At 66.5% G+C, this 25,285-nt stretch carries 20 protein-coding genes; 6 read left to right on the top strand and 14 right to left on the bottom strand.

Annotation, left to right across the window (positions count from 1 at the left end):
- Positions 1 to 80: 80 nt before the first annotated feature.
- Positions 81 to 692, bottom strand: coding sequence for a superoxide dismutase (locus tag ABE571_RS04655; protein WP_123730769.1), 612 nt, complete (start codon positions 690 to 692; stop codon positions 81 to 83).
- A 268-nt stretch (positions 693 to 960) separates the two neighbouring features.
- Here ABE571_RS04655 and ABE571_RS04660 point away from each other — a divergent pair, with 268 nt between their 5' ends.
- Together ABE571_RS04660 and ABE571_RS04665 are read left to right on the top strand one after the other, a co-directional pair.
- Positions 961 to 1,434 carry a ribonuclease domain-containing protein gene (locus ABE571_RS04660; RefSeq protein WP_313210346.1) on the top strand — a complete coding sequence of 158 codons (474 nt, stop codon included), beginning with the start codon at positions 961 to 963 and terminating at the stop codon, positions 1,432 to 1,434.
- On the top strand, positions 1,431 to 1,877 hold the full coding sequence (locus ABE571_RS04665; protein ID WP_313210348.1) for a barstar family protein: 447 nt from the start codon (positions 1,431 to 1,433) through the stop codon (positions 1,875 to 1,877). Before ABE571_RS04660 ends, ABE571_RS04665 begins: the two co-directional genes overlap by 4 nt.
- A 106-nt stretch (positions 1,878 to 1,983) precedes the next feature.
- On the opposite strand, the gene ABE571_RS04670 is transcribed toward ABE571_RS04665, so the two are convergent.
- Complete coding sequence (locus ABE571_RS04670) at positions 1,984 to 3,699, bottom strand: hypothetical protein (RefSeq protein WP_346493303.1); 1,716 nt, start codon at positions 3,697 to 3,699, stop codon at positions 1,984 to 1,986.
- Positions 3,700 to 3,708: 9 nt separating this feature from the next.
- Entirely contained in the window at positions 3,709 to 4,308 is a 600-nt protein-coding gene (locus ABE571_RS04675) for an NfuA family Fe-S biogenesis protein (RefSeq protein WP_313210352.1), read from the bottom strand.
- Positions 4,309 to 4,398: 90 nt separating this feature from the next.
- Here ABE571_RS04675 and ABE571_RS04680 point away from each other — a divergent pair, with 90 nt between their 5' ends.
- The 3 genes from ABE571_RS04680 to zupT all read left to right on the top strand — a co-directional run bounded on the left by ABE571_RS04680 (position 4,399) and on the right by zupT (position 6,081).
- A complete protein-coding gene (locus tag ABE571_RS04680; protein ID WP_019182889.1) occupies positions 4,399 to 4,740 on the top strand; it encodes a 4a-hydroxytetrahydrobiopterin dehydratase in 342 nt (113 codons plus the stop codon).
- 4 nt (positions 4,741 to 4,744) lie between these two features.
- Complete coding sequence (locus tag ABE571_RS04685; protein WP_313210355.1) at positions 4,745 to 5,164, top strand: energy transducer TonB; 420 nt, start codon at positions 4,745 to 4,747, stop codon at positions 5,162 to 5,164.
- A gap of 107 nt (positions 5,165 to 5,271) precedes the next feature.
- Positions 5,272 to 6,081 carry a zinc transporter ZupT gene (gene zupT, locus ABE571_RS04690; protein WP_019182887.1) on the top strand — a complete coding sequence of 270 codons (810 nt, stop codon included), beginning with the start codon at positions 5,272 to 5,274 and terminating at the stop codon, positions 6,079 to 6,081.
- 176 nt (positions 6,082 to 6,257) lie between these two features.
- On the opposite strand, the gene ABE571_RS04695 is transcribed toward zupT, so the two are convergent.
- Positions 6,258 to 7,196 (bottom strand): RluA family pseudouridine synthase, encoded by a 939-nt coding sequence (locus ABE571_RS04695; protein ID WP_019182886.1) that lies wholly within the window; start codon positions 7,194 to 7,196, stop codon positions 6,258 to 6,260.
- Positions 7,197 to 7,639: 443 nt separating this feature from the next.
- On the opposite strand from ABE571_RS04695, the gene ABE571_RS04700 reads away from it, so the two are divergent.
- Positions 7,640 to 11,137, top strand: a complete 3,498-nt coding sequence (locus ABE571_RS04700) for an Rne/Rng family ribonuclease (RefSeq protein WP_346493304.1) — start codon at positions 7,640 to 7,642, stop codon at positions 11,135 to 11,137.
- 278 nt (positions 11,138 to 11,415) lie between these two features.
- Here the strand turns inward: ABE571_RS04700 and ABE571_RS04705 are convergent, their stop codons facing one another.
- The 10 genes from ABE571_RS04705 to ABE571_RS04750 form a co-directional block, all read right to left on the bottom strand.
- On the bottom strand, positions 11,416 to 12,288 hold the full coding sequence (locus ABE571_RS04705) for an endonuclease/exonuclease/phosphatase family protein (protein WP_346493305.1): 873 nt from the start codon (positions 12,286 to 12,288) through the stop codon (positions 11,416 to 11,418).
- Entirely contained in the window at positions 12,288 to 15,470 is a 3,183-nt protein-coding gene (locus tag ABE571_RS04710) for a discoidin domain-containing protein (protein WP_346464529.1), read from the bottom strand. Before ABE571_RS04710 ends, ABE571_RS04705 begins: the two co-directional genes overlap by 1 nt.
- On the bottom strand, positions 15,467 to 16,303 hold the full coding sequence (locus tag ABE571_RS04715) for a carbohydrate ABC transporter permease (RefSeq protein ID WP_123730759.1): 837 nt from the start codon (positions 16,301 to 16,303) through the stop codon (positions 15,467 to 15,469). The genes ABE571_RS04710 and ABE571_RS04715 overlap by 4 nt, the downstream gene beginning before the upstream one ends.
- Entirely contained in the window at positions 16,300 to 17,181 is an 882-nt protein-coding gene (locus tag ABE571_RS04720; RefSeq protein ID WP_123730758.1) for a sugar ABC transporter permease, read from the bottom strand. Before ABE571_RS04720 ends, ABE571_RS04715 begins: the two co-directional genes overlap by 4 nt.
- Entirely contained in the window at positions 17,178 to 18,500 is a 1,323-nt protein-coding gene (locus ABE571_RS04725; protein WP_346493390.1) for a sugar ABC transporter substrate-binding protein, read from the bottom strand. Before ABE571_RS04725 ends, ABE571_RS04720 begins: the two co-directional genes overlap by 4 nt.
- 27 nt (positions 18,501 to 18,527) lie before the next feature.
- Positions 18,528 to 20,141, bottom strand: coding sequence for a glucoamylase family protein (locus ABE571_RS04730; RefSeq protein WP_121038093.1), 1,614 nt, complete (start codon positions 20,139 to 20,141; stop codon positions 18,528 to 18,530).
- 226 nt (positions 20,142 to 20,367) lie between these two features.
- Positions 20,368 to 23,427 (bottom strand): TonB-dependent receptor, encoded by a 3,060-nt coding sequence (locus tag ABE571_RS04735; RefSeq protein WP_346464530.1) that lies wholly within the window; start codon positions 23,425 to 23,427, stop codon positions 20,368 to 20,370.
- A 90-nt stretch (positions 23,428 to 23,517) separates the two neighbouring features.
- The gene (locus tag ABE571_RS04740) at positions 23,518 to 24,555 is read right to left on the bottom strand and encodes a LacI family DNA-binding transcriptional regulator (RefSeq protein ID WP_346493306.1); all 1,038 of its coding nucleotides are present in this window, start codon (positions 24,553 to 24,555) and stop codon (positions 23,518 to 23,520) included.
- 148 nt (positions 24,556 to 24,703) lie between these two features.
- Positions 24,704 to 24,973, bottom strand: a complete 270-nt coding sequence (locus ABE571_RS04745) for a BolA family protein (RefSeq protein WP_070470362.1) — start codon at positions 24,971 to 24,973, stop codon at positions 24,704 to 24,706.
- On the bottom strand, positions 24,970 to 25,269 hold the full coding sequence (locus ABE571_RS04750) for a YciI family protein (protein ID WP_019182875.1): 300 nt from the start codon (positions 25,267 to 25,269) through the stop codon (positions 24,970 to 24,972). The genes ABE571_RS04745 and ABE571_RS04750 overlap by 4 nt, the downstream gene beginning before the upstream one ends.
- Positions 25,270 to 25,285: the final 16 nt, after the last annotated feature.

Genomic DNA, 25,285 nt, shown 5'->3' on the forward strand with positions numbered 1-25,285 from the left:
GTCGCAGCGCTGCGGGCGGCGCAACGAAAAACGGCCAGGCATCGCTGCCTGGCCGTTCGCGTTTCAGGTGACCGTGCCGATCAGGCAATGGCTTCCTGGTAACGACGCTCGACTTCATTCCAGTCGACGACGTTGAAGAACGCGCCGATGTATTCCGGGCGACGGTTCTGGTACTTCAGGTAGTACGCATGTTCCCACACGTCCAGGGCCAGGATCGGCGTGTTGCCGTCCATCAGCGGGCTGTCCTGGTTGGCGCTGCTTTCCACCACGACCTTCTTGTCCGGGGTGACGCTCAGCCAGGCCCAGCCGCTGCCGAAACGGGTCAGGGCCGCCTTGGTGAAGGCTTCCTTGAACTTTTCCAGGCCGCCCAGCTGCGAATCGATCGCCTTGGCGACATCACCGACCGGCGCGCCGCCGCCGTTGGGCGACATCACGGTCCAGAACAGGGTGTGATTGGCATGGCCGCCGCCGTTGTTGCGCACGACGCCCTGCAGATTTTCCGGCAGCGACTTGGTCTTCTTGACCAGTTCTTCCACCGGCAGGTCGGCGAACTCGGTGCCTTCCAGCGCGGCGTTGACGTTGTTGATGTACGTCTGGTGATGCTTGGTGTGGTGGATTTCCATCGTCGCTGCGTCGATATGCGGCTCGAGCGCGTCGTAGGCGTAGGACAGCTTGGGGAGGGTATAGGCCATGTGGTTCTCCTGGTAGCTCACTCACCCGGCAAAGACCGGGCGTTGCGGAGTCGATGATGGGGATGGCCGATAAGCTTACCAAGGGCCGTGTAAAGGAAACTTCGTCCTGCGCGGTCGATCGCGTGTCCGGATCGTGACGCGACAGTGACGGTGCACGCCGGGGGACGCGGGCTCCTTCGCCGTACAACACGCCTGTTCGGCTGGGCCTCACCGTGCGGGGCGATGATCGCAGTAGAGTAGTCGCCTCGCCCATCGCCCCTGGCCCCTCATGCGCAAGCCACTGCTGTTGTTGATCGCCATCGCGCTGCTGGTGGGCGGCCTGGCCGCCATCAAACTGGCCCAGCGCCCGCCCGCGCCGCAGTTCGCGCCCTCGCTGACGCAGCCGGATGCCGCGCCGCCCGCCGGCGCCGCGACGTCATCACCGGCATCGACCCAGGCAGTGCGCGATCCCCTGCCCCCCTTCCTGCCCGCCGAGGCGCGCGACACCATCGCGCTGATCCAGCGCGGCGGCCCGTACCCGCACCGGCAGGACGGCAGCATTTTCAGCAACCGCGAACAGCGCCTGCCGCAGCGGCCGCGCGGCTACTACCACGAATACACGGTGGACACGCCCGGCGCCGGCAATCGCGGCGCGCGGCGCATCGTCACCGGCGGCACACCCCCTACTGGCTGGTTCTATACCGATGATCACTATGAAACGTTCCGCAGTTTCGACGTTCCACCTGCCGGGAGCTGGCAATGACGCATGACGGATTCGAATTGGGCCTGCACGACATCAACAATGCCGGCATCTATGCGATCGGCAACGATGATGTCGCCCCGTTGTCGGCGGCGATGCGCGATGCCGGCCTGCGCGTGATCCAGATCGATCTGGACGGCTGCCACGACAAACGCACGCTGCTGATGCGCCTGGCCGCCCGCCTGGATTTTCCAACCGGCTTTGGCGGCAACTGGGATGCGCTGACCGACAACCTGCGCGACCTGGCCTGGCTGCCGGCCAACGGCTATGCGCTGTTCTTCAGCGACGCTGATGCCCTGCGCAGCGATGCCGGCGCCGATTTCGACACGCTGCTGGACGTACTCGACGAAGCCAGCCGGTACTGGAGTGACGGCAACGTGCCGTTCTGGGCGTTCGTGGCACTGCGCGATGCGGACGTGGAACCGGACGCGGACCCCGCACCGTAACGCCCAGCATCCGGTAGAGCCACGCCATGCGTGGCTGCGAGGCGCCTGATGCCTGACCCTAGGGCAGCCACCCATGGGGTGGCTCTACCGCCGATGAGGCGCAGCCTCATCGGCTGCCGTTGTCTTCCTGCAGCTCTTTCTTGAACGGGATGTCCGGCGGCGGCCGCGCGATGGCCGGCTGATCCTGCATGTTGGGATCGCTCAGGCCGCACCCGCCACCGAACTGCAACACGGAAATCACGCAGGAAATGGACGAACTCGTGCCCGGGATCGGAATCTCCACGGCCTTGATGCCCTTGCGCACCCACTCGGCCAGCAACGATTCGTTGGGGGCCCAGTACTTGTCGAACGAGGTCGGCGTGTAGTCGTACGGTGGGCGCTTGAGCCATGTGCCGGACTGTGCGATGCGCTCCTTGCTCCAGCCGTCCTTATCGCCGCCCGGTGCGCCACGCTCGCTGTTAGCGTGCCCGTCCTGGCCTGGCACGCGCACGCTGCCGTCGGCCTTGAACAGGCTGCCGCCCGTCCCTTGGGTCGCACTCACGGCCCGGCCATTGAGGTCGGCATCCTGCGGATGATTGGCCGCACCCCAGTCGTCGGACCGGTTGGGCGTGGTCCAACTGCCCGGGGGCGCCCTGGAGGGGCTCGACGCGGCGCGCGCTGCAGTCGCCGCCGTGGATGCACTCGCCGTACTGCTGGCATTGCTTGCCGCCGCCGGTGATGGCGGTGCCGGGCGCGGGGCGGCGTTGGGCACCGCGCGTTCGCGTACGGCGACCTCCGCCGATCGACCGGGCACCGCCACCTCGCGCGTGGGCACTGTGGCCACGCTCACCCCCGGCGCGGTCACCGGCCGGATCTCGCGTTCGCGCACCTGCACGTCACGTTGCGGAACGGCGGCCTCCACCCGTGGCCCGGGAATGGCCACGGTCGGTGTCGGCGCTTCTATCACGGTGACCTGCCGCTCCTGCACGCTCAGCTCGGGCGTGCGCACCTGCGGTTCGGCCGGGCGCGGCGCCGGTACGGTGGCACGCGGCGTCGGCGCCTCCACCGTGACCACGGTGCGCTCACGGACGGCAATGTCCTGTGGCTCGCGCGTCATGACACGCACGGCGGTGCGCGGGACGCTGGTCGGCGGCACCACGAAATCGGTCGTGGCCTGGGCCACCTCGGTCGCCTGGACGGGCTGTTCCACCGCGGGCGTGGCGGGCGCGGGTGGCGCCGGTTGCGGCTCGCTCGGCGGCGCCGGGGCTGCGGTCGGCTGCGGGGCCGAGGCTGTCTGCGCATCGGCCTCGGCCTGCGCCATCGCCTGGGCATTGGCCATCGCCGCAGCGATCGCCGCTTCCGCCGTGGCCGGCTCGGCAGCGGCGGGTTGCGCGCCTTCCTCCTGCTGCGGCGTGCCGCGTCCAACGAACGCCACCTGCACACGCCCGCTCTCACCGCCCTGGTCCGGTTCGGCAGGCGGCCGGATCAAGGCGACCCACAGCAGCAACAACGCGAACATCAGATGCAGCAACGCGCTGATCACGGCCGAGGTCCAGCGCATCCAGCGCTGATCGCGCGGCGCCGGATCCCAGCCCTGCCAGAGCAGGCGACGCATCGCCTGGACGAAACTCAGTTCCGGCAGGCGCCCGCCCCGCGGGAGCGGCTCGCGCTGGGCCAGCTCGGCCAGCACTTCGCTGGCCCGGAACGGCCGCGGCAATGGCGACAACGCGCGCAGCCACAGGCCCCATCCATAGGGGAGGCCGGTGGTTTTTTCGAGAATGCGCTTGTCCGGCTGGCGAGCCAGCAGCCAATCGAGGATGTCGTCAGCCCGGCGCAGTGGCACGCAGCGCGATCAGGCTGCCGTGCCGCGGGGAATGTACGGCGCGTCGCCACTCTCGTGGTCGGTCGCATCGCGTACCGCGGTGATGCCGGGCACACGCCCCATCAGGGTTTTTTCGATGCCCTGCTTGAGCGTGACGTCGGCCATGCCGCAGCCCTGGCAACCGCCGCCGAAACGCAGCAGCACCACGCCATCGGCCGAGACTTCCTGCACCGCGACCTTGCCGCCGTGCGAGGCCAGCTGCGGGTTGACTTCGTTCTCCACCACCCAGCGCACGCGCTCGACCAGCGAGGAGCCTTCGGTCGGCGCCTCGCCCTTGATCTTGGGGGCCTTGATGGTCAGCTGCTGGCTGCCCGTGGCATTGGTGACGAAATCGATCTCGGCACCATCGAGCCAGGCCACGCTGGTAGCGGCCACGTAGAGGGTGAAGCCATCGCAGTCCACGGCCCACTCGTCACCGAGCAGCTCACCGGGATCGGCGAACTCCAGGCGGGCATCGGCGCGCGGGGTACCCGCATCGACGGCGGTGAGGCGTACGCCCATGCCGGGCACGGCCTCACGTTCGATCAGCTTGCGGAAATAGGATTGGGCAGTGTCGGATATCTGGATCATCGGGCTATTCTAGCCAATCCCTTGTTATGCGCTCATTCGGTTTATACACCGGACCGCGCATTGTTCAGTCATACAGATGTGGAGGAACCCATGGCCGACCTGATTCCGCTGGCGCAAGCCCACTGCGTGCCGCGCAAAGGCAGCGACCACAAGCTCGGCACCGCCCGGGTCACCGAGCTGCTGGCGCAGATTCCCGGCTGGGAGCTGGCCGAGGCCGGCCAGGCGCTGACCCGCACCTTCCGCTTCGACAACTACCACGGCACCATGGCCTTCGTGAACGCCCTGGCCTGGGTGGCCCATCGTGAAGATCACCACCCGGACCTGGGCGTGCATTACGACCGCGCCGTGGTGCGCTTCTCCACCCACGATGTGGGCGGCCTGAGCGAGAACGACTTCATCTGCGCGGCGAAAGCCTCGGCCCTGACGGAGTAAGCCCATGAAACTGCAGTACCTCCTGCTGTCCAGCCTTGCCCTGGCCGCCCTGGCCGGCTGCAACAAGACACCCGCCGAACCGGCCGCCCCGGTCGCGGCACCCACCGAGGTCGCCGCGGTCAAGACGCCACCGCCGGAGTACCCGATCGAACTGGCCTGCCAGGGGATCGGCGGCACCAGCACCTTCAAGGTGACCATCGCCGCCGACGGCCAGCCCAGCCAGGTCCAGCTCGCCAGCGGCAGCGGCAACGCCCAGCTCGACGAGCAGGCGCAGAAGGCCGTACAGGCCTGGCAGTTCAAGGCGGCCACGCGCGCCGGGCAGACGGTTCCGACCACGATCCAGGTGCCGGTCAGCTTCAATCCGCCGCAGCCCAAGCCCGACCAGTGCTTCGCGGTCGAAGAACGGCTGCGTCGCGGCGGTTGATCGCCGCGTTGTGTTGAGGTCAGCCGCCGCAAACCTCGTGCTCCCTACTCCGCGCCCCGGTGATGTTGCCCGGGGCGCGCTGCACTTCTACAAGGACGCCTTGGCGGATGCCTGATATTTCCAGTGAAAACGTATGGATCGCCCTGGCGGTCACCCTGGCCGCCGGCCTGGCCACCGCCCTGGGCAGCCTGATGGTGCTGTTCTCGCGCCGGCCCAACCCGCGCCTGCTGGCGTTCGGGCTGGCCTTTGCTGGTGGCGCGATGGTTTTTGTCTCGCTGACCGAGATCCTCAACAAGGCGATCGACTCGTTCACCCAGGCCTACGACGCCCGGCTGGGCTTCGCCTATGGCACGGCGGCCTTCCTGGTCGGCGTGCTGCTGATCGTGGTGATCGACCACCTGATCCCGAACCCGCACGAGAGCCTGGACAAGCAGGACCCGCTGTTCCGCGACAACAACAAGGCCTACATCAAGCGGGTCGGCCTGCTGACGGCGGTGGCGATCACCGCGCACAACTTCCCCGAGGGCCTGGCCACGTTCTTTGCCACGCTGGAAAGCCCGTCGGTGGGCATGCCGCTGGCCTTCGCCATCGCCATCCACAACATCCCCGAGGGCATCGCGATCGCGGTCCCGGTGTATTTCGCCACGCAGAACAAGTTCTACGCGTTCGGCGCCAGCCTGCTGTCCGGCCTGGCCGAGCCGATCGGCGCGGCAATCGGGTATGTGGCCCTGTCCGGCGTGCTCAACCACGCCACGTTCGGCTGGGTGTTCGGGATCATTTCCGGGGTGATGGTGTTCCTGGCCCTGGACGAACTGCTGCCGGCGGCCAAGCGCTACGCCAAGGGCCACGAGACCGTGTACGGCCTGGTGGCCGGCATGGGCAGCCTGGCGATCAGCCTGGTGCTGTTCAAATGGTGAGGCCCGGGCGCTACCCCGATAACGCCGGACGCTGTTGCCCGGATAACGTCGGCGCCGGGCCCACCGCCCGGTAGTGCCGGCCGCTGGCCGGCTCTTCCCGATGTCGATCAAGGCTGGGCAGAGCCGGCCAGCGGCCGGCACCACCCGCCGTTCGGCGCGGGCTTATCCGCCGGCGCTTACTTCAACCGGTTCAACACCTCGACCAGCTCCTCGGCCAGCGGTGCATTGATCAGATACGGCGTCTTGCCTGCATCCAGCGCGAACTCCAGCGAGGCGGCGTGCAGGAACAGTCGTTTCAGGCCGATCTGCTCACGAAGTCGCTTGTTGACGTCCGGATCGCCGTACTTGTCGTCACCGGCCACCGGGTGACCCAGATGCTGGGCATGCACGCGGATCTGGTGGGTACGGCCGGTTTCGATGCGGACCTCGCAGTACGAATGCCCACCCTTGCGCTCCAGCACCTTGAAGTGGCTGATCGATTCCTTGCCGATCGGATTGACCTGCACGTGCCGCTCGCCGCCCTGGCGCAGACCCACGTGCAGCGGGGCATCCACGGTCATCGTGCCATCGGGCATGCGGCCGGCCAGCAGGGTCAGGTAGCGCTTGCGGATGCCGGCGCCGTGGTCTTCGCGCAGCAGTGCCTGCAGCTCGCTAAGCGCCGAGCGCTTCTTGGCCACGATCAGCAGGCCCGAGGTATCCCGGTCCAGCCGATGCACCAGCTCCAGGGTCTTGCCCGGGCGCAGGGCACGCAGAGTTTCGATGGCGCCGAAGCTGATGCCGCTGCCGCCGTGGCTGGCCACGCCCGACGGTTTGTTCAGGGCCAGCAGCCGATCGTCTTCGAACACGATGGCATCTTCCAGCCTTTTCATGAACGCCGCGGGCGGACCGGCCTTGTCGCCTTCCTCGTTGAGACGGACCGGCGGGACCCGGACTTCGTCGCCGCCCTCGAGCTTGCGCTCGGCCTTGGCGCGGCCGCCATTGACGCGGACCTGGCCACTGCGGACGAGCTTGTAGATCAGGCTGCGCGGTGCACCCTTGAGCTGGCCGAGCAGGAAGTTGTCCAGGCGTTGCCCGGCGCGGTCGGCCGGGACAGTGATGATACGTACGCTGGTCATGGCTTCAGCGGCTTTGGGGGTGGGCTCGGTAACGGTCATTGGCCTTTTATTCTGTTACACTCGGCGGGCGAGATAAGGGATTGATTTCGTTGGAAGTTGTTCTGGGCCAGAAGCCCGACTTCCCGCGATTCCGGCACAGTGCGCAGCCACCGCCCCCGGGGCGGCCATGTTAGCGGCTCACCGGCGGTCCCGGCCATCGCCGGATGTCTGACACGCATTCGCGCTGAACATGTCCCTGTGGCGCTCCAGCCTGGCTGAAAGCTGCCTCCGGCCCCGTTACACCCAAACCAAAACAAATGAAGCGCTCCCGCGGCCTGCCGTGGTGTTGTAGCGCTGGAAACCCCAAACCGCCCTCCCCGCGCATGCGCGATGGGCGGTGAAGCGTGACCAGAAGCGAAACCCCATGGCGTTCCGCGCGGTAGCAGCGCGCGAGGAACGCAAGAATGAAGCGAATGCTGATCAATGCCACGCAGGCTGAAGAGCTGCGGGTAGCCATCGTGGATGGCCAGACGCTGTACGACATCGACATCGAACAGCCGTCCAAGGAACAGAAGAAGTCGAACATCTACAAGGGCCGCATCACGCGCCTTGAGCCTTCGCTGGAGGCCGCTTTCGTCGAATACGGCGGCGAGCGCCATGGCTTCCTGCCGCTGAAGGAAATCTCCCGCGATTACTTCCAGGCCGGCGTCGACCACAACAAGGCCGGCATCCGCGAGCTGCTGCGTGAGGGCCAGGAAGTCGTGGTCCAGGTGGACAAGGAAGAGCGCGGCAACAAGGGCGCTGCCCTGACCACGTTCATCTCGCTGGCCGGCCGTTACATGGTCCTGATGCCGAACTCGCCGAGCGCCGGTGGCGTCTCGCGCCGCATCGAGGGCGAGGACCGCGCCGCGCTGAAGGAAGCGCTGGACAAGCTGAACATCCCCGACGACATGGGCGTGATCATCCGCACCGCCGGCGTCGGCCGCGATGCCGAAGAGCTGCAGTGGGATCTGGATTACCTGCTGCAGGTCTGGAAGTCGATCGCCGAAGCGGCGCTGACCAAGCCGGCCTCGTTCCTGATCTACCAGGAATCGCGCCTGATCGTGCGCGCCCTGCGTGACTACCTGCGCGCCGATGTCGGCGAGATCCTGGTGGACACCGAAGAGCTGTACGAGACCGCCCAGGAGTTCATGCAGCAGGTGATGCCGCAGACCCTGCGCAAGCTCAAGCATTACAAGGACGACATCCCGCTGTTCAACCGCTTCCAGATCGAATCGCAGATCGAAGGCGCGTATGAACGCAACGTCCGCCTGCCGTCGGGCGGCTCGATCGTGGTCGACCAGACCGAAGCGCTGACCGCCATCGACGTCAACTCCTCGCGCGCCACCAAGGGCAGCGACATCGAGGACACCGCCTTCCAGACCAACCTGGAAGCGGCCGAAGAAGTGGCCCGCCAGCTGCGCCTGCGCGATCTGGGTGGCCTGGTGGTCATCGATTTCATCGACATGGCCTCCAACAAGCACCAGCGCGAAGTCGAGAACCGCCTGCAGAACGCGCTCAAGTACGACCGTGCGCGCGTGCAGCTGGGCCGCATCTCGCGCTTCGGCCTGATGGAAATGAGCCGCCAGCGCCTGCGTCCGAGCCTGGGCGAATCCAGCCAGATCGTCTGCCCGCGTTGCGACGGCCATGGCCGCATGCGCAGCGTCGAGTCGCTGTCGCTGTCGATCATCCGCGTGGCTGAAGAGCATGCGATGAAGGAGAACACCGGGCAGGTGCTGGTCCAGGCCCCGGTCGAGATCGCCAACTACCTGCTCAACGAAAAGCGCAGCGCGCTGCGCGAGATCGAACAGCGCCATGACGCGCCGATCGTGATCGTCGCCGACGAGCAGCTGCACACCCCGCATTACGAAGTGACCCGCCTGCGTGAGAACGAGCTGGGCGAAGAAAGCGGCAAGCCGAGCTACCAGCGCGGCACCCCGCGCAAGCTGCCGGTGCACGCACTGACCAAGGCCCAGCTGAACATCCCGGTCGCCCCGGTGGTGACCCAGGTCAAGCACAGCCAGCCGGCCCCGGTGCGTGAAGCGCCGGAACCGGAAGCCGCACCGGCCCCGGTCGCCGCCCCCGTGGCCGCCCCGGCGGCAACCGGCGTGGTGGGTTGGCTCAAGCGCATCTTCGGTGGCGAACCGGCCCCGGCCGCCGCACCACAGCCGGGCAACCGCCCGGGCCAGGACGGCAACCGCAACGGTCGCAACAAGGACCGCAACGGCAAGGACCGCAACGGTCGCCGCGATGAGCGTGGCGACCGTGGTGGCAACGGCAATGCGCAGGCGCAGGGCCGTGGCAAGGACCGTGGTGAGCGCGGCGAACGCGGCCCGAAGGGCGAGCGTCGCGACGAGCGCCGCCAGGACACCGCCGCACCGGCCAACGGCAATGCGGCACAGGTGCAGGCACCCGCCCAGGGCAAGCCGCGCAACGAGCAGCAGCCGGCCAAGCCGCGCAATGAAGCGCGCAATGACCAGCAGCAGCCGAAGCTGAAGCAGAAGCAGGGTCAGAACGGCCAGGCCAAGCCGCAGCAGAACGACGGCGACAAGCCGGCCGTGAGCGAGAAGCCCGCGCGTCAGCCCCAAGCCGATGCACCGAAGCCGACCACCGCTGCGCCGGTCGCTGCCGACGCCGCCGTGATCGCTGCGGCTGCCGTGGTCGCCACCGATGCCGCCGCGCCGGCCGCCCACGTCCAGGAAACGGCCAAGGCCGCTCCGGCCGAGGACGCACAGCTGGGCGACACCGACGCCACCGAACAGGGTGACGCGCCGGCCAATGCCGAAGACGGTACCGGTGAAGGCGCTTCGCGTCGTCGTCGCGGCCGTCGCGGTGGCCGTCGTCGTCGTCGTGGCAATGGTGAGCAGGCTGCCGGCAGCGATGGCCTGAACGGTGACGACAACGGTCTGGATGACGAGGGCGACGACCAGGACGGCGATCAGGACGGCGATACCGCCGCCCCGGCCGAGCGCCAGGTCGCCAACAACGGTCAGCCGCAGCCGGAGTTCGAGTTCGACGACGAATCCGGCAACGCGCCGGCCGCCGCGCCTGCGCCGGTCCAGGCCCCGCGCCCGGCCCCGGTGGCGGCAGTGGCTGCCGCCGCTCCGGTCGCCGTGGTCAGCAGCCCGGTCGTGACCGCGGGTCATGCCGAGCCGACCCCGGCACCGGTGGCCGACAAGGCCCCGACCCCGGTCGTCGAGAAGGCTGCTTCCCCGGCCGTCGAGCCGGTCGCCGAGAAGGCCCCGGCCTCCTACAACGACCCGGTGCCGTTCGTGGAAAGCCCGAAGCCGACCCCCGCCGCTGCCCGGCCGGCTGCGCCGGTGGAAGCCGCGCGTCCGGTTGAACCGGTCGCTGCTCCGGCAGCCCCGGCCCCGGTCGCTGCTCCGGTGGCGCCGGCTCCGGTCGCTGCTCCGGCGGCTCCGGCGCCGGTCGCTGCTCCAGTGGCGCCGGCCCCGGTTGCTGCTCCGGCGGCCCCAGCCCCGGTCGCTGCTCCGGCGGCGCCGGCCCCGGTTGCTGCTCCGGCGGCTCCGGCTCCGGTTGCTGCTCCGGCGGCTCCGGCTCCGGTTGCTGCTCCGGCGGCTCCGGCTCCGGTTGCTGCTCCGGCGGCCCCGGTCGTTGAGACCACCCCGCAGGAAGTGAAAGAGCCGACCGTCGCACCGGTGCAGACCAGCATGCTGGATGCCGTGGATGCGACCCAGGCCCCGGCACAGCCGGCGGCCCCGCAGGCCCGCACCGAATCGGTCCCGGCCGGCCCGGTCGTGCACAACGGTCAGCTGTTCGGTTCGGCCGCCAGCGAAACCCCGGCGGCGACCAACGCTGCCGAACAGGCCGCGCAGGCCGAAGCCCGCGAGGACATCCCGACCGATGCCCCGCAGGCCGAGGAAGGCGACAAGGCCGACCAGGAAAAGAAAGACACGCTCTGATCCTGAGTGAGGGACGCAACAAACAGACAGCGGCCTTCGGGCCGCTGTCTGCGTTTGGGGTGTTGGATGACGCAGGCAGCGGCGTGCGTCAGGCGGTCATGAGGGCGGCACTGAGAGCAATCCACGCATGGCGTGGATCTACACACGCCATCGGACGCAACAAGGGTAGACCCACGCCACGCGTGGATCCTGCACGGGATACATCAAATGCAGAGCCACGCCATGCGTGGATGCGGCCGTTTGCGTGCTACGCCGTCACCGACGACGCGGCGCGCACCTCAGGGCGTCGTCGCGCCGGCGTTTCCGGTGCCCGGCGCGAACTGCAGCCGGGTCCACACGCCGTAATGATCCGACGCCCAGCGGCCGTCTGCGTACGGTTGGTCGAACAGGATCTTCGCCTCACGGGCGAGCAGTCGATCCTGCTGGAAGAAGATGTGGTCGATGCGCGAGGGCGCGTCGTAGTAGTGCCGGTTGAGCGTACTGACCTGGGCCAGTTCGTTGTTGACGTGCACGCTGCCGTAGCTGTCCCCGTAGTGGTTGCGCAGCTCGCTCAGGTCACCGGCATCCACCAGTGCATTGAAGTCCCCCGCCACGACCACCGGCGCGTCGCCTGCGCTCTGCGCGATGAAGGCCAGCAGATCCGCCACCTGCTCTCCACGGATGCGGCTGCCCACCTCGTCCGAACGCTCATTCAAGTGCGTTGCGTAGACGTTGACCGGGCGACCCTCCACGTCGATGCGCAGATGCGCCACGGTGCGGTAGTCGCCCAGCGGTGCCAGCAGATGGTCGTTGCGCGACAGCACCGGCCGCCGGGTCAGCAGGGCATTGCCGTAGCGCTTGAAACGCCCCGGCGGATCGGTCGAGACGAACTGATACTCATAGCCCAGCTTGCGCGCCAACCATGCGGCCTGGTTACGCACATGGGGCTTCTGGATCACTTCCTGCAGCGCGATCGCATCGGGCTGCAGTGCCTGCAGTTCACGCAGGATCACCTGGCGGCGGGCCGGCCAGTTCTCGCGATCGTGGTGAAGATTGAAGGTGACCATGGTCATCTCCTGCGCGGGTACCGCCACGGCGCTCTGCGCCAGTGCAACCAGGGGCGCGGACGCCAGCACCGCGGCCAGCAGGCCGCGCATCATCATCTTCCTCATTACGGTGCCTTGCGTTCCGCCCGGCGTACCGACGCCGGAATCTCGATCTCGACCTTGGCCGGCACCTGCATCACGCGCAGTTCGCCGCCCACCCATTCCGCCGGCTCACCATTGACGGTGGTGGCGCCCGGCTCGCCGCTGTACGGCCACGGCAGCACCACGCCACCGACCGGCGGCACCAGGCCGGCCGACACGGTCAGGGTGAGCTGCTTGTCGTTGCGGATCAGCGCGTAGTTGAGCTGCCCGTTCGGGGTGCGCAGGCCCTGCACGCCGACCCCCTTGCCTTCCAGCCAGCGCGACGGCACGCCCGCGGCCAGCACCAGGCTGTCGTCGATATCGCGGCTGTAGGCGAACATGTCCAATGCCGAACGCACGAAGTCCGAGGCCACCCACGCATGGGGCAGGTCCCCCAGGAAGAACGGTTTGCGCGGCGTGCGCGAGACCACTTCGGCCCACTGGTTCCACGGCTGCGGTGCACGGTCCTTGAAGAAGAACTCGGTCGCCTGCCAGGCGCGGTCGCGCCAGCCCAGGCGCACGAAGGCGGCCACGTTGCGCCACTCGTACGGGGTGTAGTCCTTCCACTCGCGCTTGCCATCGCGGCGCGCTTCGAACTCGCTCCAGTAGCGCTCGAACGTGTTGTTCAAGTAGGGCTGCGGCAGGCGCCCCTGCTCACCGGCCGGCGCCAGTGCGATGGTGGTCGATGTGGCATCGAAATCACCCAGCTCGGCCGAGCCGGGCAGGTAGTCGATCTTGTGCTGCGCGGTCGCCGCCAGCAGCGAAGCCTGCAGGTCGTCACGGAACTGATCGCGCGACTCACTGATCTGCATCGCTTCGGCCTTGCCGAGCGTGCTGGCGATGATCGCCGCGTCCTTGTAGCCGCGCAGCGCCCAGAAGTTGTCCCAGTACGAATGCATCGGCTTGGCCGAATAGCCTTCGTGGCTGATCGAGACCGGCATCATCCCGTAGAAGGCGGGGTTGCGCGCCCGATTTTCTTCGGTGCGTTCGCTCAGGCGCAACTGCTCCATGTACTGGTAGGCGCCCTGCACGTGCGGCCACATCACCTCCAGGAAGGTGGTGTCACCGGTGTAGCGCCAGTACTCGGCGATGTTGAAAATGAGCTCGCCATGGCTGTCGTTCTCCGGCACCGGATCGCTGCCGCGCGAATCGACGCAGCACGGCACCTTGCCATTGTCGAACTGATACGGCGCATACCAGTTCACGTACTGCCGCACCGCATCGCTGCGGCCCATGCGCAGCAGCCCTTCGGAGATCATTGCGCCATCGCGGATCCAGCTGCGCGAATACGAACGCGTGCCCGGCTGCAGGCTGGGGCCGATGCGCGAGATCAGCATGTGCGCCAGCGCGGTGCGCAGCGTATCGGCCAGCGGCTTGCCGGCCGCCGGGACCTGCAGCGTCACCTGGTCCAGCTTGGTCCGCCACATCGAGGCGACCTGCTGCTGCGCCTTGGCCGCATCGAAGGCCTTGGGCATCACCCAGTTGCCGGTCTGCGGCAGCACGATGGCGACCTCGCGGCTCTGGCCAGGCTCCAGCTTCCAGCGGTACAGCAGCGCGCCCGAGGCCAGGCCGGTGCTGTCCTTCACTTCGGTGGTGCCCGGCAGCTTGCCGCTGGCCAGGTGGACCACGTCGAACTTGCTGTCGAACGCGGTGGCGAAGGCCGCGTCCGGTGCCTGTGCCGGGTACAGGCGCGGCGTGCCGTTGACGTCGACATGGGTCGGGTCGAAGGACAGGTTGTTGATCGGGCTGACGCCGCCGACGGTGTTGAGGAACTGGGTCGGCGGGTTCACCTGCCACGGGCGCACGGCCAGGGCCAGGGTGTACTCGTGGGCGACCTTGTCGGGGTTGCGCAGGGTGTAACGACCGACCAGCTGCGCGTTGTCCGGCGTGCCCTGCACGAAGCCGGTCACCTGCAGGCCAGCCTTGTCGTGGGTCCAGCCGACGTTGGCGATCGGCAGGTAATCGTCCTGCAGCGACTGGTCGGTCTTGACGTCGGCCCAGCTCAGCAGTTTGTTGTCCACCAGCACGAACGGTTCGACGCTGAAGCTGGCCTTGGCGACTTCCAGCGCACCGTCTTCGCCGATCAGGGCCTGCTCGCGGCCGCCATCCAGACCCAGCAGCGTCCAGTACGGCTGCTCGCCGGTGAAGCCGCGCGGCACCGAACCGCGCGGCAGGTCGGCACCGACCGAACGGACGAAATCATTCGGGGTATCGGCGAACTCGAGCGGCTTGAGCGTGATATCGCGGATACCATAGCGCCAGCTCGGGCCGCCCTTGAGGTCGAAGCGCAGATAGCGCGCGTCCGTATCCGGCAGCGCCAGCCAGTCGCGGCCACCGCCGCCGGCGGTCACCTCACGCAGCGTATTCCAGCTGCGCCCATCGGCCGAGGAACGCACCACGTAGCGGGTGGCCTCCAGTCCGGGCAGCCATTCGATCACCGCCCCGCCAAACTCGCGCACCTTGTGCAGGTCCAGGCTGATGGTCTGTTCGGCCACGCCGCCGCTGATCCAGACCGTGTCCGGCTTGCCATCGACGATGCGGTTCTGCAGCGCGGTGGCGGTATCGGCGATCACCGACGGGCTCAGTGAAGACGTATCGGCCGGCGGCAGTCCCTGCAGCGTGAGCCGGTCGAAACAGACCGTGCCCTTGCCGCCGACCTTGCTGTAGATCGTGAATTCCACGGCCGCGCTGCGCTTGAGCGTCTTGTCGGTCTCCGGGCCCCAGGCCTTGTCGATCTGGCGCTTGCGGTACTGCACCGGCGTCCAGGTTTTGGGGAACGCATAGCCGGGGCGGTTGACCCACCACACGTTGTCGCCGCTGGCGTCGATCAGCTTGAACTGCAGATCGTTGGCAGGGGAATCGCCGCGCAGCTGGAAGCCGAACTGGTAATTCTCCGGGTACTGGATGCCCAGCTCGCGGCGGATGCCGACATAGCCGGACACGTTGTGGAAGTCGTAATCCACGCACAGCGCGCGGCCACCCCCACTACCGGCCACGCTGCGCAGCGAGCCGCTGACCTGGTCGGAGACGACCAGCTTCCACGGCGACATGTCATCGAAGCTGTCCAGCACCTTGGGTGCGGGCAACACCGGCGTCGCCGGCGGTGCGGCTGAGGCCGCCAGTGACCAGACCAGACCCAGACCCACCGCGACGACGGCATGCTTCACCCTTTGACACTCCCCAGCAACAGACCTTGGATGTAATAACGCTGCAATGCCAGGAACAGCAGCAGCACCGGAACCACCGTGACCACCGCGCCGGCCATCATCATTTCAACGTCCATGATGTGCTCGCGCGAGAGCGTGGCCAGGGCCACCGGGAGAGTGTAGTGCTCCTGGTCGGTCAACACGATCAAGGGCCACATGAAATCGTTCCAGGCAGCCATGAAGGTGAAGATCGACAGGGTCACCAAAACCGGCTTGAGCATCGGCAGCACGATCTGGAAGAAGATCCGCAGCTCCCCTGCCCCGTCGATGCGGGCCGCTTCGAGCAGCTCGTCCGGGATCGAACGGGCGTACTGGCGGACCAGGAAGATGCCGAACACCGTCGCCAGCGCCGGCACGATCACGCCACCGAAGTTGTTGACCAGGCCCAGCTGCTTCATCAGCAGGAACAGCGGCAGCATCGCCACCTGCGCCGGGATCACCAGCGCGGCCAGCAGCAGCTGGAAGATGCGCTCGCGGCCGGCAAAGCGCAGCTTGGCGAACGCATAGCCGGCCATGGTGTTGAGCAGCAGCGAGCCGAAGGTGATGGCCAGCGACACCATCAGGCTGTTGACGAAGTTGTTGGCCATGCCGGTGCGCGCGAACAACTCATGGTAGTTCGCGGTGGTCAGCGAGGACGGCAGCAGCGGCGGCGGAAAATGCGCCGCTTCGCCGGTCGGCATGAACGACACCGACAGCATCCACAACAGCGGCGCCAGGCTCAGGACCGCCAGCACCACCAGGCCACCATTGACCCACCAGGCATGCCAGCGCGATTGACCGATTTCACGACTCATACCAACTGCCTCTTGCGGCCGAAACGCAGCATGATGCTGGTCACGCCCAGGATGATCAGGAACAGCAGGAACGCCACCGCGGAGGCGCGCCCCAGGTTCCACCACTTGAAGCCTTCTTCAAACATGAAATACAGCACGCTGACGGTGCTCTGCAGTGGGTCGCCACGCGTCATCACGTAGGGCTCTGCAAACAGCTGGAAGTAGCCGGACACCGTGATCACGCCGACCACCAGCAGCACCGGGCCGAGCATCGGCAGGGTGATGTGCAGGAACTGCTTCCAGCGCGAGGCACCGTCGATACGCGCGGCCTCGTACAGGTCATGCGGAATCGCCTGCAGGCCGGCCAGGAAGATCACCATGTTGTAGCCGAAGTTCTTCCACACCGCGAACAGCATGATGGTCGGCATCGCCCAGTTCGGGTCGCCCAGCCAGTCGATCGGGCTGATGCCCAGATGGCCCAGGCCGTAGTTCACCAGGCCGTAGCTGGTATGGAACAGGTAACGCCAGATCACCGCCACCGCGACCAGGGTGGTCACCACCGGAGCGAACAGCGCGGTACGGAACAACGCTTTGAAACGGGCGGCCGGTGCATTGAGCAGGATCGCCGCACCCAACGACACCGCGATCGACAGCGGCACACCGACGATCACGAAGTACGTGGTATTCCACAGCGACTTCCAGAACATCGGGGTCTGCAGCAGATCGATGTAGTTGCCCAGGCCGACGAAGCGCAGGTTGTCACCGTCGGCCAGTGCGTACAGATCGAAATCGGTGATGCTCAGCGCCAGCGCCGAGAACACCGGCAGGCCGAAGAACACCGCGATGACCAGAATGGCCGGACCGGCGAACATCCAGCCGGCAAGCGAACGCTGCTTCATGGTGCCGCCTCCGTGGCCACCGCACTGGAGTGCGCCGTGTCGCTCGCCCCGGAGGATTCCTGCCGGTGCTGCTCATGCATCCAGCGGCGTTTGGCGAGGACCTTGTCCACGCGTTCGTCCAGCTCTTTCACTGCTTGATCCTGGTCTAGGCCACCACGCACCACCTGTTCGGTGGTGATCCGCATTTCCTGGGCGATCCGCTCCCACTCCAGCACCTTCGGGGTCGGCTTGACCCGCTCGAGCTGGTCGCGGAACGGCTGCGCCAATGGGTCGTTGGCCAGCGAGGGGTATTCCCAGGTGCTGCGCCGCGGCGGCAGGTCGCCGATGATCGAATGGAAGCGCTCCTGGATCGCCGGGCGCGACAGGAACTCGATCAGTTTCCACGAGGCTTCTTTCTGCTTCGAATCGCGGAAGATCACCAGGCTGGTCCCGCCGGCGATGCCCGCGCCCGGGCCATCCGGACCCGGCAGTGCGGCGGTGCCCCACTGCCCTTCCAGTTCCTTGGGCTGCAGCTTCTTGAACTCGCGGATGTTCCAGGGGCCGGACACGTAGAACACATTGAAGCCGCGGAAGAACTCGTCCCAGACGTTGGAGATCTGCGTCTCGGACATGCGCGGGGCCCAGCCCTGCGCGAACATGTTCTCGTAGAAGCCCAGCGTCCTGCGGAAGCCCGGGCTGCTGAAATTGCCACGGGTGTCTTCATCGCGCAGCAACGGATCGGGCTGCTGCAGCGCGAAGGAGAGCTGCTGCTCGAACTCGTTGATCGGCATCAGTACCGCGTAGCGGTTCGGGCCCTGCATGGCCTTGATCGCCGCCATCATCTCGTTCCACTCGGCCCAGCTGCGCGGCGGGTGGTCGTAGCCGGCCTTGGCGAGCATGTCCTTGCGGTAATACAGCAGGCGCGTATCCACGTACCACGGCACCCCGACCAGTTCGTCGTGGATGACGTTGGTATCCCAGATGCCCTGGAAGTAGTCGGCCGGGACCACCACCTTGGACTGCGCCACGTAGGGCTGCAGCGGGGTCAGGGTATTGAGTTCGGCGAACTCGGGGATCCAGGTATTGCCCAGCTGGCACACGTCCGGCAGCCCTTCGGCGGCGAACGCGGTCAGCAGTTTTTCATGCGCGGCCGTCCACGGGATGTTCTGCACATCGACATGGATGCCGGGATTTTCCGCTTCGAACTCACGGACCAGGCCGGTGACGACTTCGGCCTCGCGGCCCATCGCCCAGAAACGCACGGTGACCCCTTCCGGTTCTTTCCGGCAGGCACTCAACAACAGACTGCCGGCAATCAGCAGCAACAGACTCAACCCCAGCTTCGGGCGCGACGACAATGGCACTGCTTACTTCCCCTGCTGCTGGTTGCGGTTCGAATTGGAATTGTTTTTCTGTTCCTGGGCGGCCGCCGCGCGCGATTCGGCGATGCCGACCGAGCGGGCCGAGGCCGCCTTTTCATCTTTCTGCAGTTCCATCGGCTGATCCTCGCCTTCCGGGGTCAACCAGCCACCGCTGAAGCCGGCACGCTCCAGACCCTTGCGGATATGGGCGTTCTTCTTCATCACATCCCAGACGAAATCGTTCCGGTAGTTGGCGATCATGGTCAGGATCGGGCCCTGGTCGATACCGATGTAATCGCTGGCCACCCAGCCGCGATCCGGCACCAGGCGACCGGTCTTGATCGGAATGTCGTAGTTGAAACTCGGGTTGAACGAATCCAGGAAGCCGTAGCTGGAATAGATGTAGTCGCCGTAGCGCTTGTGCATCTCCACCGCGGCCGGGATGACTTCTTCCGGCGCGAACACGATCGAGGCGATCGCCGCGGTCGGCGCGATGGTGCCGTCATCGAAGTTCTCGCGCAGGCCCGCGCCGCGCGAAGAGTAATGGCGGAACTGGCGCTGCTCGCCGCGGTATTCCTGGGTGGTGTTCTGCGGGCCATCGCTGGCGGTCAGGCCCCACACGTTCTGGCCGTAATCCTTCCAGTTCATCGGGTTGGCGATCGCGTACTCGCGCTGCGCCAGGGCAGCCGAACGGCTGTTGAGGAAGTAGGTGCTGCCCCGCTCGCGCATGTAGGCATCCTGGATGTCGCGGAAGTCCACCCAAACATGCGTGTACTGGTGCCCGAACAGCGGGCCGAAGGACAGGTATTCCTGGCCCTGGTAGACGCCCCAGTCGTTGTCGTAGGTACGCGTCCAGACCGTCCAGGCGTCCGGGCTGACCGGGTGGGTCGGCGAGCCGAGCGCGAGGATGTAGACCATCATCGCCTCGTTGTAGCCCATCCAGTCGTGGTCGATGAAGCCGCTCTCCGGGAACCAGCCCATCGAGATCAGCGGCGCGCGCTGCTGCAGCCACGGCCAGTCCACGCGCTTGTACAGCGTATCGGCGATCTCGCGGATCTCTTTTTCGCGTGCGTCGTCACCATCGTAATAGGACTGCGCGAACAGCACGCCCATCATCAGCAGCGCGGTATCCACGCTGGACAGTTCCACCCAGCTGTCGTAGCGGCGGCCTTCCTGCATGTCCAGGAAGTGGTAGTAGAAGCCTTTGTAGCCGCCCTTGCCGGTGCGCTGCGGGCCCATCGGCAGGTCGCGGAAGAATTTCAACGTCAGCAGGGTGCGGTCGATCGCCTGGTTGCGGCTGACCCAGCCGTTCTCGATGCCGATCGGATAGGCGGTCAGCGCATAGCCCACCGAGGCGATGCTGGCGAACGGGCGCGACGGGTAACGGTCCGGGCTGAGCCCGTTGACCTCGTTGGTGGTATCCCAGAAGAACTGGAAGGTGCGGCGCTCGATATCGTCGAACAGCGGCGGCAGCTCCGGCTTCATCGGCCGCGGCGGCACATCCGCCTCGACCAGGATCACGGGCGGCTTGGGCTTGGCCGGCTCCTGCTGGGCCTGCGGCTGGCAGGCAGCGACGGCGAGACTGATCGTCGCAGCGGTCAACAGGTGGCGTGCCTGCATGGGCCAACTCCTTGTGCGTTGTTCGTGACTGGGAAGCATAACGTCCAATGACCTGAAATCGTTTACAGAACGCGTCCTTAAAAAACCACGCAGGCGTGGTCCAGAGCCGCGGGTCATTGCCCAGGCCGCTGCCACCCTCCGTGGCACCGGCCTGGACAATGGACTGGCCCGAAGGCCAGCCATTGCCATGAAACCGGCCCCGTCCGAAGACGGGGCCGTTGTTGCATCAGAAGCGGAAGCCGACTTCTGCCTTCACCTGACGCGGCGTACCGATGATGTCGCCGGTCTCGTTGTAGCTGGCCTGCAGCTTGCCGTTGGTCTTGACGTAGTTGTAGGTGGAGAAGTTGTCGAAGTTGAACACGTTGATGATGTCGATGCGCGCGTACAGCTCGGTCTCGCCCGGCATCTTGAACGTCTTCGTCGCCTGCAGATCGACCGAACGGTAGCCGAAGATCTTGCCACCCAGCAGGAACTTGCCATTGGCGTTGGGCACCGCGGCCTGCGGGGTCGGCAGGTTGTAGCCACTGGCCTGCGGCACGCCGTACCAGTCATTGACGGCAGTCGGGGTGGCCAGGGTGACCTTGCCACCGAAGGTGATGCCCCAGAAGCCCGCGTACGAACCGGTGACCACCAGGCGGTGGCGCGGCGCGCCGTTGGAACGGATGGTCGGGTAATCCTCGATCAGGCCGCGGTCGAACGCGTACTTCTCGTTGATGTCGCGGTTGTGGCGCGCGGTGGTCCAGGTGTAGGCCACCGAGGTACCCCAGCCGCTTTCCTGGGTGAACGGCTTCTGCGCCGACAGCAGGACCTGGGTCGCACGGGTCTTGATGCCCTGCTGACCGATGATCAGGCTGCCGAAGCCCGGCACGTTGCAGCTCCAGGCCTGGCTCAGGCCCGGGTCGGTGCCGCCGCACAGGCGCGGGTCATCGAAGAACTGGCCGGTCGGGTAACGGTTGCCCAGGGTGAAGGCGAAGCCGTCGTAGCTCAGGGTGCGGGAGATGGTGGCATCGGTCAGCCACTCACCCACCTGGTTGCTCATGCCGAAGCTGAACTGATCCGAGTACGGCACCTTGAGGTTGTTGTTCAGCAGATCGACTTCCAGACCGGCATTGCTGGTCGAGCCGACCAGGGTCTGCAGGTTGCCGATCCCGTTGAGCAGGTTCGGGTTCCAGTCGTAGCAGGCGGCCTGACCGTTGATGCAGGTGCCGGTCGACGGATTGCGGAAGTAGATGGTCGGCTGCGGCAGGGCCAGCTTGGTGGTTTCCAGCTGCAGGTTGTCGAACAGGTCGCGATCGTACGAACGACCGGCACCACCGTGGAACACGTGCTGCTCGTCGGCGTTGAGGTCATACGAGAAGCCCAGGCGCGGCTGCCAGGCATCCTTGAACGCCTTGCGGTTCTTGCCGGTGCTGATGTAATCGCCGATGTTCAGGCCACCCAGCGCCAGCGAATCGGCGTAGGTCTGGCCAGCGGCCGCACGCGGATCCTGCGAGTAGATCGCGTCGACCACCTGCTGCGGGGTGACGAAGTCCAGGTACGACGGGGTCTTCTCGTAGTCCCAGCGCAGGCCGAGGTTGAGCTGCAGGTGATCGTTGACCTGCCAGTCGTCCTGGATGAACAAGCCGATCTGCTTGGACTTCGAACGCACTTCGCCCGACACGCCCGACACGCCGGTCACCGGCTTGACGAACTGCGCCTTGTAGGGGATGGAATCCGGGAAGTCCGGATCGCCCAGGGTGTAGGTGAAGGTCGGGTTGATCTGCGCCGCGTCAGATGCGTACAGGTCGATCTGCTTGTACTTGGCGCCCATCTTGATGGTGTGATCGCCGGCCCACTGGATGCCATCCAGGGTCAGGTTGTCTTCGATCGACCAGCCCTTCTGGCCCTTCACCTGCGAATCCAGCGCCGATGCGCCACCGATCTTCACCACGGTGCGGTCTTCGGTGCCGTCCGGTGCGGTGTAGGTGATGCCGTTGGCCAGGGTCAGCGGGGTCGGGTTGTTGAACGAATCTTCATGGGTGACCATCAGTTCGTTGTAGTAACGCTCGCCGCTGTGGTTCCAGCGCAGGGCGTAACGACGGTCGGTGTTGACCACTTCACGGCCGGCTTCCGGCGCGGTCTGGCCGCTGAACTGCGACTGGGTTTCATCGCGATCCTGGAAGGTCAGCTCGATGCGATCGTTGTCGGTCGGCTCGAAGTCGACCTTGGCGAAGATCAGATCCTGCTGGAACGGCTGGCTGGCCGGGCCGAGACCGGCGGCGCCTTCCGGCGGCAGCAGGGCGGCAGCACGGCCGACCGCGCCGTCAGGCGCGATGGTGACCGGCAGGTCGAAGCGCTTGGCTTCATAGGTCACGAAGAAGTGAGCCTTGTCCTGGATGATCGGACCACCCAATGCAAACCCGTATTCCTTCTCGGCCGATGCCTCCTTCGTCTGGCCAGCCTGACGCTCGGCCGGGGTCTTGGCGCGCATGTCTTCGTTGGTGTAACGGTAGAAGGTTTCACCCTTGAACTCGTTGGTGCCGGACTTGGTGGCCGCGGTCACGGCCGCGCTCGACACCTGGCCGTATTCGGCCTTGTAGTTGCCGCTGATGACCTTGTATTCGCCGATCGCCAGCTGCGGGAACGGGTTGCCGGCGCTGCCGGACTGGCCGGCCACGCCGCCGCCCTTGACGTAGCTCTTCTGGCCCACGCCGTCGATGTAGACGTTGGTGCCGTCGGAGTTGGTGGCACCGCCACGCAGGGAGGTGTTGCCCTTGGCATCACGGGTGAAGATCAGGCCCGGCACCGCATCGGCGAATTCCAGGAAGTTGCGCGACACCTGCGGGGTGGTCTGGATCTGCTGCAGGCTGACGGTCTTGCCCACTTCGGAGGTACGCACTTCCTGCAGCAGGGTCGGTGCAATGACGTTGACCGTGTCCAGGTTGGTGGCGTTGGCGGTGCTGCCGTTGGCCGGCGCGCCGCTGAAGTTCAGGGTCGCGGTCGAGGCCACGGTGACGGTCACCTTCTGCGTCTGGCCATTGGCCACGACGTTGTAGGTGCCCGGGTCCAGGCCCATCAGCGAGTAGCTGCCATCGGCACGGGTGGTGGCGCGGCGCACGGTGCCGCTGGCCACGTTGGTGGCGGTGACTTCGGTGCCGGCGGCAGCCTCGGCGACCTGGCCGCGCAGCGACGAGGTGGCCGACTGCGCCATCACGCTCGGGGCGGCGCCCAGCATCAGGCAGGTGACCAGCGCGCTGGACAACAGACTGCGGGCGGGCGCGCGGTTGCGGTGATTGGAATACGTCATGTAACTCTCCGGGTGGTGGTGGCCGTCTTTGCGGCCCCTGTCGTTTTATGTGGTGCGTTGTTTTAGGGCGTCACGACCAACGGTCGTGACCTACTGCTCGGTTCTGGCTTTGCTCGAATCACGCACGATCAGGGTCGGCACGAGCGTCTGCTTGTCGCCGGCCCCTTCTGTGTTGTTGCCATCCATCAACTGCAACAGGCGCGTCGCGGCCTTATCGCCGAGGTCGGCGATACTCACCTGCATCGTTGTCAACGATGGGTGAACGAAACGTGCCAGCGGAATGTCATCGAAACCCGCCAAGGCGACATCGGTCGGCACACGGACACCTGCCTGCGCGAACGCATACAGACACCCCAGCGCCATCATGTCGTTGGCGGCGAACACCGCATCGGGCAGCGTGCCGGCTGCCAGCAACTCCTGTCCGGCGCGATGGCCGGAAGCTTCGTCAAAGTCACCGGGCAACTCGATCCCTTCGGCAGCATCGCCGAAGGCCGCCAGCGCATCGCGGAAACCGCGCAGGCGCTCACGGGCGTCGTAGTTGAGATCCGGACCGGAAATGAAGGCGATGCGCCGATGCCCGACGTCCAGCAGGTGACGGGTCATGGCCATCGCGCCGGCATGGTCATCGATGCTCAGCACCGGATGATCCTGCTCGGGCAGGTACGTGTTGATCAGCACCGTGGGCAACGACTGCGGCAGGTTGTCGGTCAGGAAGCCCGGGCTCTCGGCATACGGCGAAAGCACCAGCAACCCATCGACACGGCCGCGCATGGCCCGCAGGGCCGCGCCCTGCTGCTCCTGGTCACCGTGGTAACTGGACACGAGCAGATGCTGGCGACGCTCGCGGGCCACCCCGTCGATGCCACGCATCAGTTCGGAAAAGAATTCGCCATAGAGATCGGGCAACACCACGCCAATGGTGTTGGTCCGCCGGCTGCTCAGGCTCCGGGCCGCTGCATGCGGGGTGTAGCGCAGTCGCGCTGCCACCTCCAGCACCAGCTTGCGCACGGGCTCGGCAACATTTTCATGGCCATTGAGTGCGCGCGAGACCGTGGCAACAGAGACACGGGCCTCACGGGCGACATCTTTGATAGTGATCGCTGCCTTGTTCACTTCGCCGCCCTCCACGGCTTAGAGATCTGGGCTTGGCGCGGAATGTAAGCGTTTTCAAACCCGGATGTAAACACTACGTTAGCCTCATGTCGTACGGCGGTAACCAAAAGCTGTCCATGGCGGCCCCTTTCGGGACTGGCCAGGACAAGGCGGGACAAGGGTTTCAGCGGTTTTTGACCGGTGTCTCGGCTCGGATGGACAACGCATGGATATCGGTCTCCATCATCGTCCCCAGGGCCGCATAGACGGCCCGGTGGCGCGCCAGCGGGAGCTTTCCTTCGAAGGCGGCGCTGACCACGTGCACCTTGAAGTGCCCCCGGCCGTCACGCGCGCCCTCATGGCCGGCGTGGCGGTGGCTGTCGTCCTTGACCTCCAGCAGCTCCGGATCCAGTGCCTGCTGCAGCGCCTCGCGGATGCGCTCGACCCGGTTCACGGCAGGACCTTGCGGAACGGACGCACCTGGACGCGAACATAGACGCCCGCCTCTACATAAGGATCGGCGGCGGCCCAGTCCTGGGCGTGGGTCAGCGAATCGAACGCGGCGATCACCACGCTGCCACTGAAGCCGGCCGGGCCGGGATCTTCGCTGTCGATGGCCGGGCACGGGCCGGCCAGCAGCAGCCGCCCCTCGTCCTGCAGGGCCTGCAGCCGGGCCAGGTGAGCCGGGCGCGACGCCAGACGGGCCGCCAGCACATCCGTGCCGTCATAGCCTTCAATCACATACCACACGGGCAACTCCGAGGTC

Source organism: Stenotrophomonas sp. TWI273, assembly GCF_039674765.1.
Lineage (GTDB): Bacteria > Pseudomonadota > Gammaproteobacteria > Xanthomonadales > Xanthomonadaceae > Stenotrophomonas.